We start from the raw sequence: 15,702 nt of genomic DNA, 5'->3' as shown, positions 1-15,702 counted from the left end.
ACCCGCGCTCTATCGTGATGAGGATTGGCTGACGCTCTGCGACAGTCCCAATCCCACGATCACCGAAAGACACAGGATTGCTGCCGGGTGCAGCAATCCGGGCCCAGCGAAGCTCTGGACGAGCGCGAAGAGAACACAAGCGGCGGCTGCCGCCGGAAAGAACGAGTCGCGTCCGCGCTGCAGGGCACCGAAGAACAGGCGGACCAAGGCGATCAGGCTCACCGCGATCATGGCAGCGAGGCCGATCCATCCCGTCCCCGCAAAGACGGAAGTGGCCGCCGAGGGTGCGGTCAAAACCGCGCCGGCATCGCTCTGATAGATCCTGCCCATCGCAGCAAAGGTCCCGGCGCCGGCGCCGAGCCAGCGTGTATCGGCCAGCATGCGCTCGAGGGCGGCCTTGGTCTCGGTCCCCATCTCCGGGACGAGCCGCAGGAGGATCGGTCCGGAGCTCTTCTCGAACAGGAAGGTCAGCACGATCGATGCGCCGATCAGGGCTGCCAGCGACAATGCGCTCGCGGCCAATGGCGACAGGTCCAGCCTGCGGATGACGAGGATCAGCAGGATCACCACGACGCCAAAGCCCGCTGCAATCGCGCTGTTCGTGCCTGAAAACCCCAAGATCGCGGCGGCGCTGACCAAGGCCCCGACGAGACCGCAGAGACCGATCGCGACCGAGCGAAGCAGCGAGTGATGGGTCTCCGCCCGTTCAGCCGCGAGCTGCATGACCGCCAGATTGAGCATGAAGCCGAGGCCGGCCAGGGTCGTCGTGAGGTCATGGGGCGCGGCTCCGGCAAGCGCCGGCGAGACCCGATGCAGGTCCAACATCAAGGCGGAGACTGCGGTTAGTCCGCTCAGCACGAACAGGACCAGCTCGGCACGGCCGCGGTTACGGACCACCAGGATCGCGACGCTGAGCAACGAGACCGCAGCAAGCGCCAGCAGCAGCGCGTTCACCGTCAGGCCGATATCGGCCGTGATCGGCCCGAGCGACAGGCCGCCGAGCACGTCGTGAGCGCTGGCCCAGATGGGGTGCGCAAAGCTCAGCGGAAGCGGGGCGAGCTGGCCCGCGATGCACAGCGGAACGGCGAGCAGAATCCAGCGGCCCCAGGACGTCGCGCGGACGTAGTGCTCGTAATCGGCCTTTCGCGTGCTCATGGCGGCGGCCAGCAAGCTTAGCGCTGCGGCCATCGTCCCCAGCTGTACACCGATTTTGGCGCCGGCGATTTCGAGAGCGGAAGCGGAAACGATGGAAACGATGAGGGCAAAATAAGCGAGGGACAAACGGCGCTCGATGCGGAATCCTGAAACGGTCAGGTCACCATACAAGCGAGCGATGGGTTTTCAAGCGAAGGTCTGCCCAGGCGAACAGCTCGGCTCCAGCCATTCGCGCGCGAAAGCTTCAGCGCGGCGTCATCAGCGCAGAGTTTTGACGGGTCGGGGGAACACGCGGCCGGCGCGCGCAGCAGCTAGGCCAAAGCGTGCGCCTGCCCCGAAGAGGTAGCCGCCCTGCAGGGAGATGGCTGCGAACACCACGCTTTTGAGGTTCTCGAGCGCCGTGAGATCGGCCAGCAGGCCGACCGGGACGGCCGCGAGCACCATGACGAAGGTCAACGGCAGCAGCACCAGGACCCGAAAGCGTTGGCCCAGCACCGCACCCACCAAAAAGCTGAAAATCAAAAACGCGGTCATCCGAAACACTCTCCGTGCTCCGGACCCTAGGTTCCCCACCCTAAAAAGACCCTTAAGTTGTATGGCTAAATTCGGCCTATTGGCTGCAATTTGCCTGCAGCGAATTGTACGCCTCCCGCAGCCCGTTCAGGGCTACCGTACCCTTGATCTCGCTGTCGCTCTCCCTCACGACCACGGACAGCGAGGGCGTCGTCTGCCACTTGCCGGCGGCAAAGGCGGAGACCTCGTCGGGCAGCAGCACGGCAGCGCCTGCGGCCGCCATGCTGGCTTCGACCGTCAGCGTGCCGCCGCCGCTCGCGGCGATCGTGACCTTGGGGTGGCTGCGGGGCGGGAAGGGCCGGATCAAGGCCACCAGCACGTCGATCTTGCCCTTCGGTGCGCAGCGGACGATCAGGCCCGCGAAGTCCGGGTCGGATTGGGTCGTGTCCGCCGTCTTCATGATCGCGGCGAAGCTCTCGCCATCCTTGGTCCCTTGCGTCCGGGTGAACTTCCAAACGGAGGAGGGGGACGGGGTGGCCACGGCAATGATGGGTGCACCCTGGCACGACGATCGCGCCCTGCTGGCGCAGGGATCGGCCCGTTCCAAGAGGCGGTCCGCGCTGCCAAGGAGCGAACCTGCCAGCAGCGGCATCAGAAGAAGACCAGACACGGCGGATTCCTACTCTTAACGGACCCAGCCATAGCAGACGGACGCGAGCCCAAGAAGCCGCGCACTCGACACATCGATTCCCTGACTGGGGCGGATTGCCCGCCAACCGGGCACACGAAATACAACAAATGGTCACAAAGGGTTAAACTAGGCCCCAAACAGTGGCCCGCACGCAACAGTAGCCAACGGATCGCTCCGTTAACCACCGGGAACACTTGTCGCACCCACCCGCTAGGCCGTACCAATTTACGTCAATTGGGGACCCTCGGGCGCGATTCATGTCATCTATTGCCAAGAACTATGTGTTGAAGCCTGCGTTTCTGGCCGCCGCTCTGGCGCTCGGGGCCTGCTCGACCAATCCCGGCTCGGGACCGCTGACGGACGACGTCAACAACAAGATCCAGACCGAAAACGCGCCGGCCTACGAGCTGGTGCCGCTCAATCCGGCGACCGTGAAGATCCTGCACACCCATGAGCCCAAGGGGCTCGCCGGCGTGTTCACCGACCGCCGTCCGCCGGCCAGCATCGTGTTCGGCATCGGCGACGTCGTCAGCGTCACCATCTTCGAAGCTGCGGCAGGCGGCCTGTTCATCCCGGCGGAAGCCGGCGTCCGTCCGGGTAACTATGTGACGATCCCGGATCAGTCGGTCGACAACGACGGCTTCATCACCGTGCCCTATGCCGGCCAGATCAAGGCTGCGGGCCGCACGGCGGTGGAGATCCAGCGCGCGATCATCGAGAAGATCGGCAACCGCGCGATCGAGCCGCAGGCGGTCGTGGCGATGTCCTCGCAGCGGACCCAGCTCATCAGCGTGCTCGGCGAAGTCAACTCGCCGGCGCGTTATCCGGCGAGCGCGGCGGGTGCCAAGGATCGCGTGCTCGACGCGATCACCCGCGCCGGCGGCATCAAGGGCCAGGGCTTCGAGACCTGGGTCATGCTGGAGCGTGGCGGACGTCGGGCCACGGTGCCGTTCGAAAATCTCGTGATGGCGCCTGAGAACAACGTCTATGTGCGCCCGGACGACAGCATCTACGTCTATCGCGAGCAGCAGAAGTTCCTGGCGTTCGGCGCCAGCGGCCAGAGCGGCGAGTTCAACTTCGATGCTTGGCGCATCAATCTCGGCGAAGCCGTCGGCAAGGCCGGTGGTCTCCTCGATGGTCAGGCCGATCCTGCCGCGGTGTATCTCTATCGCCGCGAGCCGCGCGATGTTGCGGCCCAGCTCGGCATCGACGTGAGCAAGTACACCTCCGAGACGATCCCGGTCATCTTCAACGTGAACTTCCGCGATCCCGGCGGCTTCTTCCTCGCCACCAAGGTCATGATGAAGAACGGCGATATCATCTACGTCTCGAACTCGCGCAACGTCGAAGTTGCCAAGTTCCTGAACTACCTGCGGGTGATCATGGCGACCGGCTCGGATGCCGTGAACCTCGCCAACGACACGCTGATCTTCCGCAACAACGTCAAGCTGGCGCCGTAAGACGCCGACTTGACCGACCAAAGACGATGGCACCGGGCTTTGTCCCGGTGCCATTTTCGTTTAGCAATGAAAGCGGTTCTGCTGCGCCGACGAAGCCGGGATGTCGATCAAGGCGCCGCTCGGCACGGCGTGCCGGTCATCGATCACCCCGCGGTCCTGCAACGGGCTTCATGCGCTTTCGAAGATTTTGCCGTCTTCTGGCTCTCGTCCCGCTCGCCTTCGCCCTCGCACCGGTCGGGCCGGTGCTCGGCGCTGAGATGGGCGTCCGCCACCGCATCGATGTGATGGTTTCCGCCGAGCCCGATGCTCCGATCTTGTCGCGCCTCAAGGGGGCCCGGGGCGAGCTGTCCTTCACCGTCCGCCTCTCGGCGAACTCCAAGGAGAGCAAGTTTTTCGGCATGCTGCGCCCATCCTTCCCCGACATCGTCGTGCCCGAGGGTCCGGGCAAGCCGCTGGTGCAGCAGACCAAGCTCTGGGAGGAGGACGTCTGCCATCAGCGTCGCGGCCTGCCGAAGGTCACGGTGACCCAGCTCGGCGGGCATTTTGCCGAAGGCGAGGGGCGGACCGAGATTTCCGCCATCAACCGGCACATCGGCGTTCTGGTCCCGCCCGACGAATTAACCCCCGGAATAAAACTCGATCCGGGAAGTGATAGTTTTGGACTATTCTACGCGTTCCGGGCGCAGAGCCGGAACAGCCGCCTCAACGTCGATCTGAAGATCTATCCGATTGATTGCTTCCTCTAGGCCCAGCAGCAAAGCCTGCAAGAACAACGATGCGCCTTTGGCTTCCCAAGATTCGCTGGTCATGGAGCTTGCCCGCGGCCTTCATCCTGTTCTTCGTGGCCGCCGGCGCGCCGTTTCCGTTCGGCTCGACCAATGATCTGTCGATCGCGTTCTGGTGCCTGTGTCTCGGCATCGCGGTGATCTTCGCGTCGACGCGCGATCTGCGCCTTCCGCATCTGTGGCTCCTCGCCGGAATCGGCGTGATCGTTGCCGCCTATGCCTTCGTGCTGCATGAGCAGCTCTCCGACCATCCCTGGGTCGCGCCGTTCCAGCCGATCTGGAAGCAGGCTTCGGATCTGCTCGGCGTGCCGATTGCCCCCTCTGCGTCCATCGTGAAGAACGAGGCGTTCTTCGCGCTCGGTGCGCCGCTCGCCAACATCCTCGCCATCGTGCTCGGCATCACAATCGGCGCCGATCGGATGCGCGCGCGCCGCCTGCTCTGGGTGATCGCGATCTCGGGCGCGGCTTACGCGCTTTATGGCGTGGCCTCGTTCGTGATCGAGCCCACCATGATCCTGTGGCGGGACAAGACGGCGTATCTCGGCAGCGTCACCGGCACCTTCATCAACCGCAACACGGCGGCGGCCTATTTCGGCTCGGCTGCGGTGATCTGGATGCTGCTGGTCCTGGAGGACGTCCGCCGCCGCCTGCCGGAGCGGCACATCGAATGGCGGCGGCTGTCGCTGGACTTGCGCGCGATCCCGCCGAAAGAAATCCTGCCGCAGCTCACCTGCCTGTTGATCTGCCTGATGGCGATGTTCATGACGATCTCGCGCGCCGGCGTCGGCCTGTCGCTGCTCGCGATGATCATCGCGTTCACGCTGTTCCTGCGCAAGGACCTGCCGCCGCGCACCGGCATCTGGATTTCGCTCGGCTCCGGCATTGCGGTCGCGCTCGGCCTCTTGCAACTGCTCGGCGGACAGGTCTCGAGCCGCTTCGACAGCCAGGGCCTGGTCGACGAGGGCCGCGTCGAGGCCTGGAAATCGACACTTCGGATCATCGCCGACAACCCCTGGTTCGGCACCGGAATGGGCACCTTCCAATGGGCGTTCCCGCCGTACCGCAGCCCCAACATCTCGATTCGCGGCGTCTGGGACGCGGCGCATTCGACCCCGCTGGAGCTTGCCTCCGAGGTGGGGATTCCCATGGCGCTCTTGGTGGCGCTGGGCTGGGTCATCATGCTGCTGGTGCTGGCGCGAGGCGTGTTCACCCGCCGGCGCGATGCCATCATCCCGCTCGCGGCGGCGGCGACCGCAACTCTGTCGCTGCTGCATTCGTGCCTTGACTTCACGTTGCAGGTGCCCGGCTACAGCATTCCGTTCTTTGCGCTTTTCGGCGCGGGCCTTTCGCAGTCCTTCTCAAGCCGGGAGGGGCGTGCCACGGCGGATGCCGCTGCCACCGCACCGCGATCCGAGGGCCACTCCGCAACCGCGGCGCCAGCCCCGCGGGCGCGGCGTGAGCTTCACAAAAGTATCTAGATTTGAAGCAGTTGCGCCGTTTACGAAGTCTTTAGAATAAATGGACAGTCCTTTTCTCTTCGGATAGGTTCCTGCAAGACATTAGGGCATGATCTTTGGAGGTTAAATTTATGAGCGTTATTAGATTTGCGCTTCGCATGGCTGCGGCCGCGGCCCTTGCCGCGACGATCTCATCGGCCGCGAGCGCTGCCATTTACCCGCCGCAGCGCCAGCTGCCGGCCACCGTGATTTCCGACTTCAAGGCCGCCCCCAACAGCCTGCTGCAGCAATATCCGACCGGAGGCCCGCAGCTGATCTCGCGGGTGCGCGACCTCGGCGCCTCCGATCCGACCACGCTGCCGGGCCTGATCGCGCTGCTCAAGGATCCCGCGACCACCACGGACCAGATGCGCGCGATCGTCGCCGGCCTCGCCCAGGTCGCTCGCATGGCCGCGCAGCAGGACCAGGCCTATGGCAATGAGATCCAAACCGCCATCGCTAGCACCGGCAATCCCGACGTGATTGCCGCCTATCAGGCCGCGACTGGTGACGTCGTGACCGCCGCGATCGGCGGCGGCGGTGGCAGCGGCGCGGGCGGCCCCACGGGGGCCGGCGGATTTGCGAACGGCGGCAACAACGGCAGCACGGCCACCTTTGGCAACTCCTCGACACCAAACTCCGGGACAGGCATTAGTGGCGGTTCTGTTGCAAGCACTACGAGTAGCGTAAGCCCTCGCTGAGCCGGATTTCCGAGTTGCCTCACTTGATCGTCGTGAGAGCGGCGCTTTAGTGCGCCGCTCTGCTCTGGCGTCATTAAGGTTTAAACGAAATAGCACGTAGATGCCCCACTGCGCCCGTCTACGACGTTCAATTCAGCGAGCGCTGTGCTATCATTAGTTTGGTCCTGGGCAGGAGATGGGTCCGAAGCGCTGGGGCTCTGTTCCAAGGCTTACAATCATTCAAGCATTCGCGGATTGATCTTCAGGAATCGATAGATGTTGCAGCTGAACAAGCCGGCCGCGGAGATCAATCGCGAATTCGTTGAGATGCAAGGCTTACAATCCCGCTCGGTAGCCTCGTATCTCAGTATAATCCGTCGCCAGTTCCCGACGATGATCGCGATCCTGTCGGCCTGCGTGATCGTTGCGCTGGTATATCTCTTTACGGCCATTCCACAATACACCTCGACCGCATCAATGGTGATTGACACGCGGAAGGTGCAGCTGTTCCAGCAGCAGTCCATGCTCGGGGATGTCGCGATCGATTCCTCGACCGTGGAAACGCAGGTCGAAATCCTCAAATCCGAAAACATCAGCCTTGCGGTCATCCGTGACCTTCACCTGATCGACGATCCCGAATTCACCGGTACTGGTGGCGCCCTGCTTGGCGCCGTTGCGAGACTAGTTTTCTCGAGCAGCCCTGCTTCAGAATTCGAATTAACCCGAAAGGCACTGGAGCACTTCGCTAGGAATCGGGTGATCAAGCGCCTTGGCACCACCTATGTGATGGAGATTGGCTTCACCTCGCGCGATCCAGCGAAAGCGGCGAAGATCGCCAATGCTATCGCGGACGCCTATATCGTGGACCAGCTCGAGGCGAAGTACCAGGCAACCCGCCGCGCCAGTGTCTGGCTGCAGGACCGCATAAAGGAGCTGCGCGCCCAGGCGACCGGTGCGCAGAAAGCGGTCGTGGATTTCAAGATTGCGAACCACATTGTCAATACCGGCGGGCGGCTGATAAACGAGCAGCAGCTCGCCGAAGTGAACAGTCAGCTCGTGCTGGCGCATGCGGCGACCGCAGAAACTAAGGCGCGGCTCGACCGCATGAACAGCATCCTCAAGCAGGAGATCCCGGATGCCTCTGTTGCCGATGCGCTGAAGAACGAGACGATCGTGAAGTTGCGTGCTCAATATGTCGATATGGCGTCCAAAGAGGCCATTTGGGCGTCGAAGTATGGCCACGAGCATCTTGCCGCGGTAAACCTTAGGCGGCAGATGGACGAGATCAGAAAGAACATCACGGACGAGCTCAAGCGCATCCAGGAATCGTACAAGAGCGATTATGATATCGCAGTCACCCGCGAGGAGAGCATCAAGACCAGCCTGAATGCGGCTGTCTCTGAATCACAGCTCACCAACCAGGCGCAGATCCGGTTGCGAGAACTCGAGAGCACCGCCCAGTCCTACCAATCGATGTACGACAATTTTCTGCAGCGCTATATGGAGAGTGTGCAGCAGCAGTCGTTCCCGATCACTGAAGCGCGCGTTATCAGCGCAGCGACGATGCCGCTGAAGAAGAGCTATCCGAAGCCTCTGATAGTCTTGGCGGTAGGGCTCTTCAGTGGCCTGATGCTGAGCTTTGGTGTCGCCATGGCCCGCGAGCTCACCGACCAGGTCTTCCGTACGACCCAGCAAGTCGAGGAAATCCTAGGCACAAGCTGCCTCGCGATCCTCCCCGCTGTGGGCAGCTCCGCCGCGCGGCCGCTGTCGCTGCTTCCTGGCTCGCTTACGGACAGGTCTACCGACAAGTCGGGCAACCCCGATCCGGACCTCTTGCGCTATGTCGTCGAAAATCCTTTGTCCCGCTACTCCGAGGCCGTGCGAACCCTCAAGGTGGCCCTGGATCTCAACTCAATGGTGCGGCAGAATCGTGTGCTGGCGGTCACTTCAACTCTTCCGAACGAGGGAAAGAGCACGGTTTCCGCCAACCTCGCCCAGCTCATGGCACACGGTGGCGCCCGGGTGATTCTGATTGATGCTGACCTGCGCAACCCCTCGTTGTCGCGCGCGCTGGTGCCGGACGCGCGTGTCGGCTTGGTCGATGTTGTCGCGCAGAGCGCGCGGCTGGAGGATACGTTAGTAGTCGATCCTGAGACCAAGCTCTCGATACTGCCGGCGGTAACGCCCTCGAAGCTCCTACACACGAACGAGATCCTCGCGTCTAAAGCGATGCACAATCTTGTCACGTTATTGCGCTCGAAATTCGAGTACGTTGTGCTGGACATGCCGCCGATGGCGCCTGTGGTCGACGCGCGTGTCACCTCGCCCTTCGTCGATTCCTACCTGTTTGTGGTGGAGTGGGGAAAGACGAATACGGACGTGGCGCGCCACAATCTGCGCGGGGCGCCGGAAATCCAGGGCAAGCTGTTGGGAGCCGTCCTGAACAAGGCCGAGACAAGGCTACTTGCGCGCTACGAAGCCTATCATGGTCGCCAATACTACCAGAAATACTACGCAAGGTATGGGTACGTGGATTAACTGTCGCGCAGTGCCGAAGGCATTCGTGCGCGTCATGCTGCTGTTTGTAGCGGTTGTCGGTACGCTTTGGCCGTTGGCTGCCGTTCCCTCCTTCTGGTTGACGGCACCTATTCGCGAGGTGTCGTTACAGATAATGGCTGATGACCGGTTCAGACCTGGTGTTTTGGGGGACATGCTGATCCGCTTGAATGCGAATTCCCGACCGGCTGTAGTGCAACCTGAGCTTCAATCTGCACTCGCGCTGGTAACGCTGCGTACCGCCGAAGAAGCGCTGCACCGAAAGAACCCTGACGAGGGCGATCGCGCGATGGAAGCGAGTGAGGGCGAATTGCGGTTGGCGCTACAGGTCAACCCAGCCGACTCATTTCTTTGGCTGATGCTCTATTCGGTTGTGACGAGGCGCAGCGGTTTCGACTTTGACATTATCGGCTATCTGGATCGGTCCTATGCGTCGGGACCGAACGAGGGCTGGGTCGTGCTCCGACGCAATCGATTGGCGCTTGCGATCTTCTCGCTGCTAAGCAAATCTCGTCAACAAGAAGTCCTCGCTGAATTTGCAGCTCTCATCAATAACGGCTTCATTGAGGAAGCCGCAATCAATTTGACCAGCGTAGGTTGGGTTGAGCGCGAGCGTTTGTTGGAGAGCCTGAAGCAATTGGATGTTGCGTCGCGCGAGATCTTCGCCAAGAGATTGGCACGCGACGGAGTGAGGGTGAGTATACCTGGGATTGAACAGGACGAGAGATACTGGCGCTAATTACTACGTTTCCATATTCATTCACGCGCACTTGCCAAATGATCCGGTCCAGTCCAATGCGCCAGCATTAATGATTAAACGAATGCATCTTGGTCCAGCTATGGACAACCAGCGGCGAGGCCGGATAGGCAATGCGGAGCCAATAGTGGAAGCTCAATTGATATCACATCTTTCGTGATCAGAGGGAAGTCCGGGCATTCTCGTCACCCTGAGCGCGCGCTCAAAGGTCGGGTGGTGCTTGTACAATCGCAATTGGCCAGCAGATGAATTGCCTAGCGGGTCCTCACGCCCACAGCTACCGATTTTAACGGGACAATATGAATAAGCTCCATCCTGAACTCGTTCGGCAAGATCGAAGAGACATCCCCCATGATAGAAGTGAAATCCGCCTCTTCGCGGTGCTGCGCGATGAAATGTTACGTCTACCCTACTTTCTCAACTATTATCGCCAACTCGGCGTGTCCCGATTCTTTGTAATCGACAATGGATCCAACGATGGGTCGGGGAAGTTCCTGCTCGATCAATCAGATTGTCATGTCTTTTTCACGGAGGGGTCGTACGGGAAGAGCCGCGCCGGTGTCAGCTGGCTGAACTCCTTGCTGGATGCTTATGGCGTATCACACTGGATTCTTCTCGCTGACGCCGACGAATTGTTTGTCTTTCCTGGTTGCGAAAATGCAGGATTGCAGCACTTCTGCAATTGGCTGGATCGGTCCGGTTATGAGGCTGTGTATGCCCTTCTCCTCGACATGTACAGCTCGCTTCCAATTCGCGAGGTGAACTATCGGCAAGGAGAAGACTTTAGAGAGACATGCTCTTACCATGACGCTAGCTATGTTGTCGTGCGGCGATACGGCTTCCCGTCTGCTTTCCCGCCATTCGAGCACATTGGTGGGCCACGTCTGCGACTTTGTTTCGAAGATCAGAATACACCGGAACTATGGCCGCGTCTCAAGCCAAAATTGGCCAGGCGGGCTTTGTCTGTCGCACATAAAGCTGGATTTTTGTGCCAGCAGCGAGCTCCAGTCGTCGCAACGCAGGCATATAAGGTACCGCTCGTCAAATGGCGGAGAGGAAACGCGTTCGTCAACAGCCACCGGCTTAACGCGGTTAGACTGTCGCCGGTCACAGGCGCTCTGCTGCATTTCAAGTACTTCCAGGATTTCGGCAAACGTATCGAGGACGCCGTCGCACACGGAGAACACTACGGCGGCTCAATCGAATACCGCCGGTACGGTGAACTCCTGGCAGCAAATCCAAACTTGTCGCTCCTAGGCGCGGAAAGTGTCCGTTACAGCTCGAGTCGTGATTTGGTTGACAGCGGCTTGATGCGCACAGACAGCGATTGGATGTCCATGGTTTGAGGTTATCAGCATTCGTGGCTAGCCGAGCGTCCGACAATGGTCGAAACTCCTTACAATAGCCGATTCATCCCACACAAGAGCTTGTTGCGTAGGAGGAGATGGCTGCTGGGGCTTCTTCTGCTGCTCTTTGAGTTAGCGGCCAATTGGGGTGTGATGGCCAAAGGTCTCCCCTCAGGCTTGGGTGTTCACGTGCAGGTATGGCAGATTGACGCTGCTGACTTGGAACGTATCCGGAATTTTGGCTTCAGCTTTGTACGATGGGGTATGTCGTGGGAAGCGATCGAGAAAAATCCAGGAGAATTCGACTGGGCGGCGACCGACGCGTTTTTCGAGAAGGTCAGACATTCGGGTCTTTCCTCCATAGTGATTCTGGCGACCGGAAACCATCTTTATAGCCGCTGGCTGGAATTGCCGGCAGATCCGGGAGTGCGAGAAAGGAAAATTGCGGCACCACCAGAGAGTGAGGCTGCGATAGCGGCCTTCAGCCGCTTCGCTGCCGCAGCCGCGAAGCGGTACGTTGACGAGTCAGTCACGTGGGAGGTCTGGAATGAGCCGGACTTACCAATATTCTGGCCGCCCAAACCAAAACCAGATGCCTATGCGCAACTCGCCGCAACGACTTGCAACGCAATCAAGATGGCTGCTTCCAAGGCAATGGTGCTTGCGCCGGCAACTGCCAGCCTGCCGATTCGGGCGCCCGCGTTCTATGGGGCCCTGGCGAAGTCCGAGGCGGCAGGGTGTCTTGATGGTTTGAGTATGCATAGTTATCGCATAAGCCGCGGACGGCGGCCGGATCCGGAGAGCGTCGAAGCTGAGAACCTGGCCAGTCGCGCACTCCTTGAGCGCCTGTCCGATCGATGGCGTGACGTGCCCATGCTGTGCACTGAATGGGGCTATCCCACTTCGGCCGTCGGCCGTGCAACCCAGCAAGCATATTTGGCTCGCGCCTATCTTGCGAACGTCGCCAGTGGCGTTCGGGCAACCGTATGGTACGAATGGAAGGACTCGAGGGACGAGCCTGCCAATCCCGAGTCTCATTTTGGACTTCAGACGGCGCAGGGTATTTTCAAGGTTGAGCCGGATGACGGATTAGTTCGGCGATTAACGAATATGAGGTTCGTTCGCCGACTGCAAACCGTGGACCCTCAGGTGCAGCTTCTTTTGTTCGAGGAAGGGAAAACAAGTCAGATCGTTGCCTGGCTGAGGTCCGACTCTGCTCGAACCGCCGTTGCCAAAATAGCCGGAAAGGCGGTCGTCCTAAGCAACTACCCTGTGATCGTTCCTGGCGACCGGGCCGAAGATGACGGACATGGTCATGCCCGTTAAACTGACTGACTTGATCTTCGCGTTGGCCGTGATCGCGATTCCCTTCGACGCGATCGCAGGACTTAGATCCTTCGGAGAACTCGGCAACGAGAGTTCTTTCTATTTCTTTGCGTTGGCCATGGGGCTATATGGGATCAACGCTGTTGGCACTACCGTAACTGGTGAGCTTGTCGAGCGTCCAGGCGCGCCCCTCATCTGGCGAACCGGTGCCGCCATCGTAATCGTTATAGTGATTTCGGCCCTCTGGAATGCGACTGAAATCAGCGCCGCGAGGTTTCATGGCCGCGATGGGCTTGCGAAATTGGTCACCTCCGCAACCGTGGTAATTTACGGCGTCGCCCTCGCATTGTTGACTCGTGCAGTGGTTTTGGGGCGATGGTATGCGCGTCTGATACTGCCCATTTGTATCAGCGCGGCACTGTGCGTCGGCTTCGGCTCGCTCGAGGCTCTCGATCGAGCCGGGGTGAGTCTTCCACTCTATCAAACTGTGAACTCCGTTCTGCACGCGGGCTCGGATCATACCATTCAATCGTGGGACGGCACCTTGAATGTGAAGCTTATCGAGGGATGGGATAAGCGCCTTCGTACCGTTTCGTTCGAGCCTCCATCGTTCGGGAACTTTGCTGGACTTGCATGGCCATGGCTTTTCGCTGCCACATTCATGACTCGGGGCATTAGGAAGGCTCTCCATATTTTCTTGCTCTTGGCATTCACAGCCTTGATTGTTGGTTCTCAGGCCCGGACGGGATGGTTGCTCTTGGCAACCAACGTTGTCACTTTCGGTCTACTGAAATTCCTGTTCCTGCCCCCCGATGGACGTGTACCCAAGTCGGCGGCCTTTAGTGGGGCCTTACTGCTGTTTGCAGCGGTTGCAGTGATCATATTTTACGCGGCGGGCTTCGACGACGTCATTCGCGAGGCCGCCGTGGGGACTTCTGTTTCCGATCTCTCTCGTTTGGCCTACCAAGTTACATCTATCAAGATGTTTTCTGAGAACCCGATATTGGGGATTGGGTTGGGGCAGTTCGCATTCAAGGCTATGTCATACATGCCTGACTGGGGGTTCGTCAGTTCGGAGGTCAAAGCTTCCCTCCAATATCCCGATGCGCCCTGGCCCAACACGTACTCGCTTTACGCCAGACTTGCCGCTGAACTTGGTTTTGTCGGCCTTTTCGGATGGATCGCAATCTGGATCGCGCTTATGGTTTCGGTGCGCGGGGCGGGGTTGATCTATGCGAATTTAGGTCGGAATGTGCCGGTGGTTGCATACCCGATCATCATGAACTGTGCCGATGTTATCGTAACCGGGCTGACCACGGATACGTTTCGAACCCCGATGATCTGGATCGCCCTCGGTGCAGGCGCAGCCTTCAGTGCACGGGTGAGACAACTTGCTGGCGGCGCCCTCCGACCATCCACACGTCCAATTCCGAGCAAAATCTATCTCATGTCGTCACGCAGCTGATCGGGAAAATGGGATGGCACTAGCCTATCACAGTAACCGATTCCGTAGAGGATCTGAGACACATTGGCTGACGCATCGTCTGAACCTGATGCGGATAAGCTGGCTCAGGGCGGTAATCGGATTATGCCTTGTATTCGGTTGCAGCTCCCGTGAATGAGCGCGCGGAAGTTTGGAGCAGATTGCGATCGCATCCATTGTTTGGCGCCGCGGCTGGGTTGGCAGCGCGGGTCATTCAAATGGCATCCACGCTGGCTCTCGTGCCGATCCTGCTGAGTCACCTGGGCGCCGAGCAATTCGCCGTGTGGCTCGCCGCGAGTTCCTTGATGGGCGCTTTTTCCTTCATTGATTTGGGAATTGGATCGGGTCTAGTCAATCACATCGCAGTCTCGAAGGGAGCCTACAATACCGCGAGAACATACCTTTCAAATGCGCTTTTGGCTCTTACGTTGTTCTCAGTCGTCAGCACGACGGTGGTATGTCTGACGTTCTTTTCGAATCGGACGGGTAGTAGCTTCGTTCATTTTCAAGGTACTGGAGCTTGGGAAGCATTCTTTGTGACGTGTCTGACACTTTGTATCGTGTCGCCGCTGAGCCTTGTTTGGAAAATCAGACTTGGTCTAGGTGAAACCGCGATTCAAAGCACTTGGGACGCATTTGCCTCCCTTGCTACGTTTTGCGCGATCGTTGTCAGCCTCCAGTTCAATGCAGGTATCGCCGCCGTAGTGGCTTCTTTCTGCGCGGTGCCTCTAGTTGTTCATTGCCTTAATGGCACTCTATTGCTTCGGCGTCGCCCCGACCTGAAGCCGAGTCTTTCGCTGACAAGTGCGGGGAAGCTGGCAACAGTGCTAAAATCTGGCGCTCCGTTCCTCCTCGTAAACGCGATCAGTGCCATCAGCTTTTCCTTCGATTCTGTCTTGGCGCTACATCTCTTGGATGCCGAGCAGGCGGCACGATTCGGGGTTGCGCAGAAAATGGCGATCGCGGTCCAGACGTTACTTTCGATTGGCCTGACTCCGTTTTGGCCTCAGTTTCGAGCTGCAACCGCGGAGCAAAACGCGCGTGGCGCGTGCGGAATCTTGGTATCCGCTTTTTCATTGGCGTTGCTTATAGCGGGTTCTGTTTCGACGGTGACTCTCCTGTTTGGAGATGATGTAACGCGTCTTTGGACGCGTGGCGCGATATCACTTCCAAATGATCTGATCGTTGGTGTTGCGATCTGGATTCCGGTTTTCGCCGTGAACGCGGTGCTCACGTCGCTCATGAGCGTGCCATCGCTGCTGCCTGTGCAACTGAAACTGGCGAGTTTGTCCGGGATATGCTGTTTAGTAGCTAAGGTCGTTTTGGCAAAAGCCTTGGGGGGAATTGGGTTGTTCTGGGGGAATAGCTTCGGCCTGTGTGCCTTTTTTATAGTTCCCGCTTCTTTTGTTATCACGCGCGACCTTCTCAGGATGAAACGGTGTAAGGGCGGTTAA

The 15,702-nt window shown here is 59.6% G+C and carries 13 protein-coding genes; 10 read left to right on the top strand and 3 right to left on the bottom strand.

Annotated features, from left to right (window positions below; all coding sequences use genetic code 11):
• Window positions 1-9: 9 nt before the first annotated feature.
• The 3 genes from P6U27_RS28895 to P6U27_RS28885 form a co-directional block, all read right to left on the bottom strand.
• Window positions 10-1,155, bottom strand: coding sequence for a hypothetical protein (locus P6U27_RS28895; RefSeq protein WP_407192947.1), 1,146 nt, complete (start codon window positions 1,153-1,155; stop codon window positions 10-12).
• A gap of 258 nt (window positions 1,156-1,413) precedes the next feature.
• A complete protein-coding gene (locus tag P6U27_RS28890) occupies window positions 1,414-1,689 on the bottom strand; it encodes a hypothetical protein (RefSeq protein ID WP_407192946.1) in 276 nt (91 codons plus the stop codon).
• Window positions 1,690-1,765: 76 nt separating this feature from the next.
• The gene (locus tag P6U27_RS28885) at window positions 1,766-2,338 is read right to left on the bottom strand and encodes a hypothetical protein (protein ID WP_407192945.1); all 573 of its coding nucleotides are present in this window, start codon (window positions 2,336-2,338) and stop codon (window positions 1,766-1,768) included.
• A 278-nt stretch (window positions 2,339-2,616) separates the two neighbouring features.
• Here P6U27_RS28885 and P6U27_RS28880 point away from each other — a divergent pair, with 278 nt between their 5' ends.
• From P6U27_RS28880 to P6U27_RS28835, 10 genes are all read left to right on the top strand, one after another.
• Complete coding sequence (locus P6U27_RS28880; protein ID WP_407121654.1) at window positions 2,617-3,819, top strand: polysaccharide biosynthesis/export family protein; 1,203 nt, start codon at window positions 2,617-2,619, stop codon at window positions 3,817-3,819.
• Between the two features lie 170 nt (window positions 3,820-3,989).
• Window positions 3,990-4,565, top strand: a complete 576-nt coding sequence (locus tag P6U27_RS28875; RefSeq protein ID WP_407192944.1) for a hypothetical protein — start codon at window positions 3,990-3,992, stop codon at window positions 4,563-4,565.
• Between the two features lie 29 nt (window positions 4,566-4,594).
• On the top strand, window positions 4,595-6,082 hold the full coding sequence (locus tag P6U27_RS28870) for an O-antigen ligase family protein (protein ID WP_407192943.1): 1,488 nt from the start codon (window positions 4,595-4,597) through the stop codon (window positions 6,080-6,082).
• Between the two features lie 110 nt (window positions 6,083-6,192).
• A complete protein-coding gene (locus P6U27_RS28865) occupies window positions 6,193-6,801 on the top strand; it encodes a hypothetical protein (RefSeq protein ID WP_407192942.1) in 609 nt (202 codons plus the stop codon).
• Between the two features lie 255 nt (window positions 6,802-7,056).
• Window positions 7,057-9,318 (top strand): polysaccharide biosynthesis tyrosine autokinase, encoded by a 2,262-nt coding sequence (locus tag P6U27_RS28860; RefSeq protein WP_407192941.1) that lies wholly within the window; start codon window positions 7,057-7,059, stop codon window positions 9,316-9,318.
• Complete coding sequence (locus P6U27_RS28855) at window positions 9,266-10,075, top strand: hypothetical protein (RefSeq protein ID WP_407194549.1); 810 nt, start codon at window positions 9,266-9,268, stop codon at window positions 10,073-10,075. Before P6U27_RS28860 ends, P6U27_RS28855 begins: the two co-directional genes overlap by 53 nt.
• Before the next feature lie 317 nt (window positions 10,076-10,392).
• Window positions 10,393-11,439 carry a glycosyltransferase family 2 protein gene (locus tag P6U27_RS28850; RefSeq protein ID WP_407192940.1) on the top strand — a complete coding sequence of 349 codons (1,047 nt, stop codon included), beginning with the start codon at window positions 10,393-10,395 and terminating at the stop codon, window positions 11,437-11,439.
• A gap of 36 nt (window positions 11,440-11,475) precedes the next feature.
• Complete coding sequence (locus P6U27_RS28845; protein ID WP_407192939.1) at window positions 11,476-12,765, top strand: cellulase family glycosylhydrolase; 1,290 nt, start codon at window positions 11,476-11,478, stop codon at window positions 12,763-12,765.
• Complete coding sequence (locus tag P6U27_RS28840) at window positions 12,755-14,230, top strand: O-antigen ligase family protein (RefSeq protein ID WP_407192938.1); 1,476 nt, start codon at window positions 12,755-12,757, stop codon at window positions 14,228-14,230. Before P6U27_RS28845 ends, P6U27_RS28840 begins: the two co-directional genes overlap by 11 nt.
• A 236-nt stretch (window positions 14,231-14,466) precedes the next feature.
• Window positions 14,467-15,702, top strand: a complete 1,236-nt coding sequence (locus P6U27_RS28835) for a lipopolysaccharide biosynthesis protein (protein ID WP_407192937.1) — start codon at window positions 14,467-14,469, stop codon at window positions 15,700-15,702.

Origin of the sequence: Bradyrhizobium sp. STM 3566, assembly GCF_045571445.1 — a bacterium.
Classification (GTDB): domain Bacteria; phylum Pseudomonadota; class Alphaproteobacteria; order Rhizobiales; family Xanthobacteraceae; genus Bradyrhizobium; species Bradyrhizobium vignae.
This window is presented reverse-complemented; position numbering and strand designations above follow the sequence as displayed.

Bases quoted from the DNA above. Each gene is read 5' to 3' on its own strand.
- P6U27_RS28895 (WP_407192947.1), bottom strand. From the start codon at position 1,155: ATGAGCACGCGAAAGGCCGATTACGAGCACTACGTCCGCGCGACGTCC.
- P6U27_RS28890 (WP_407192946.1), bottom strand. From the start codon at position 1,689: ATGACCGCGTTTTTGATTTTCAGCTTTTTGGTGGGTGCGGTGCTGGGC.
- P6U27_RS28880 (WP_407121654.1), top strand. From the start codon at position 2,617: ATGTCATCTATTGCCAAGAACTATGTGTTGAAGCCTGCGTTTCTGGCC.
- P6U27_RS28875 (WP_407192944.1), top strand. From the start codon at position 3,990: ATGCGCTTTCGAAGATTTTGCCGTCTTCTGGCTCTCGTCCCGCTCGCC.
- P6U27_RS28870 (WP_407192943.1), top strand. From the start codon at position 4,595: ATGCGCCTTTGGCTTCCCAAGATTCGCTGGTCATGGAGCTTGCCCGCG.
- P6U27_RS28865 (WP_407192942.1), top strand. From the start codon at position 6,193: ATGAGCGTTATTAGATTTGCGCTTCGCATGGCTGCGGCCGCGGCCCTT.
- P6U27_RS28860 (WP_407192941.1), top strand. From the start codon at position 7,057: ATGTTGCAGCTGAACAAGCCGGCCGCGGAGATCAATCGCGAATTCGTT.
- P6U27_RS28855 (WP_407194549.1), top strand. From the start codon at position 9,266: ATGGTCGCCAATACTACCAGAAATACTACGCAAGGTATGGGTACGTGG.
- P6U27_RS28850 (WP_407192940.1), top strand. From the start codon at position 10,393: ATGAATAAGCTCCATCCTGAACTCGTTCGGCAAGATCGAAGAGACATC.
- P6U27_RS28845 (WP_407192939.1), top strand. From the start codon at position 11,476: ATGGTCGAAACTCCTTACAATAGCCGATTCATCCCACACAAGAGCTTG.
- P6U27_RS28840 (WP_407192938.1), top strand. From the start codon at position 12,755: ATGCCCGTTAAACTGACTGACTTGATCTTCGCGTTGGCCGTGATCGCG.
- P6U27_RS28835 (WP_407192937.1), top strand. From the start codon at position 14,467: ATGGCATCCACGCTGGCTCTCGTGCCGATCCTGCTGAGTCACCTGGGC.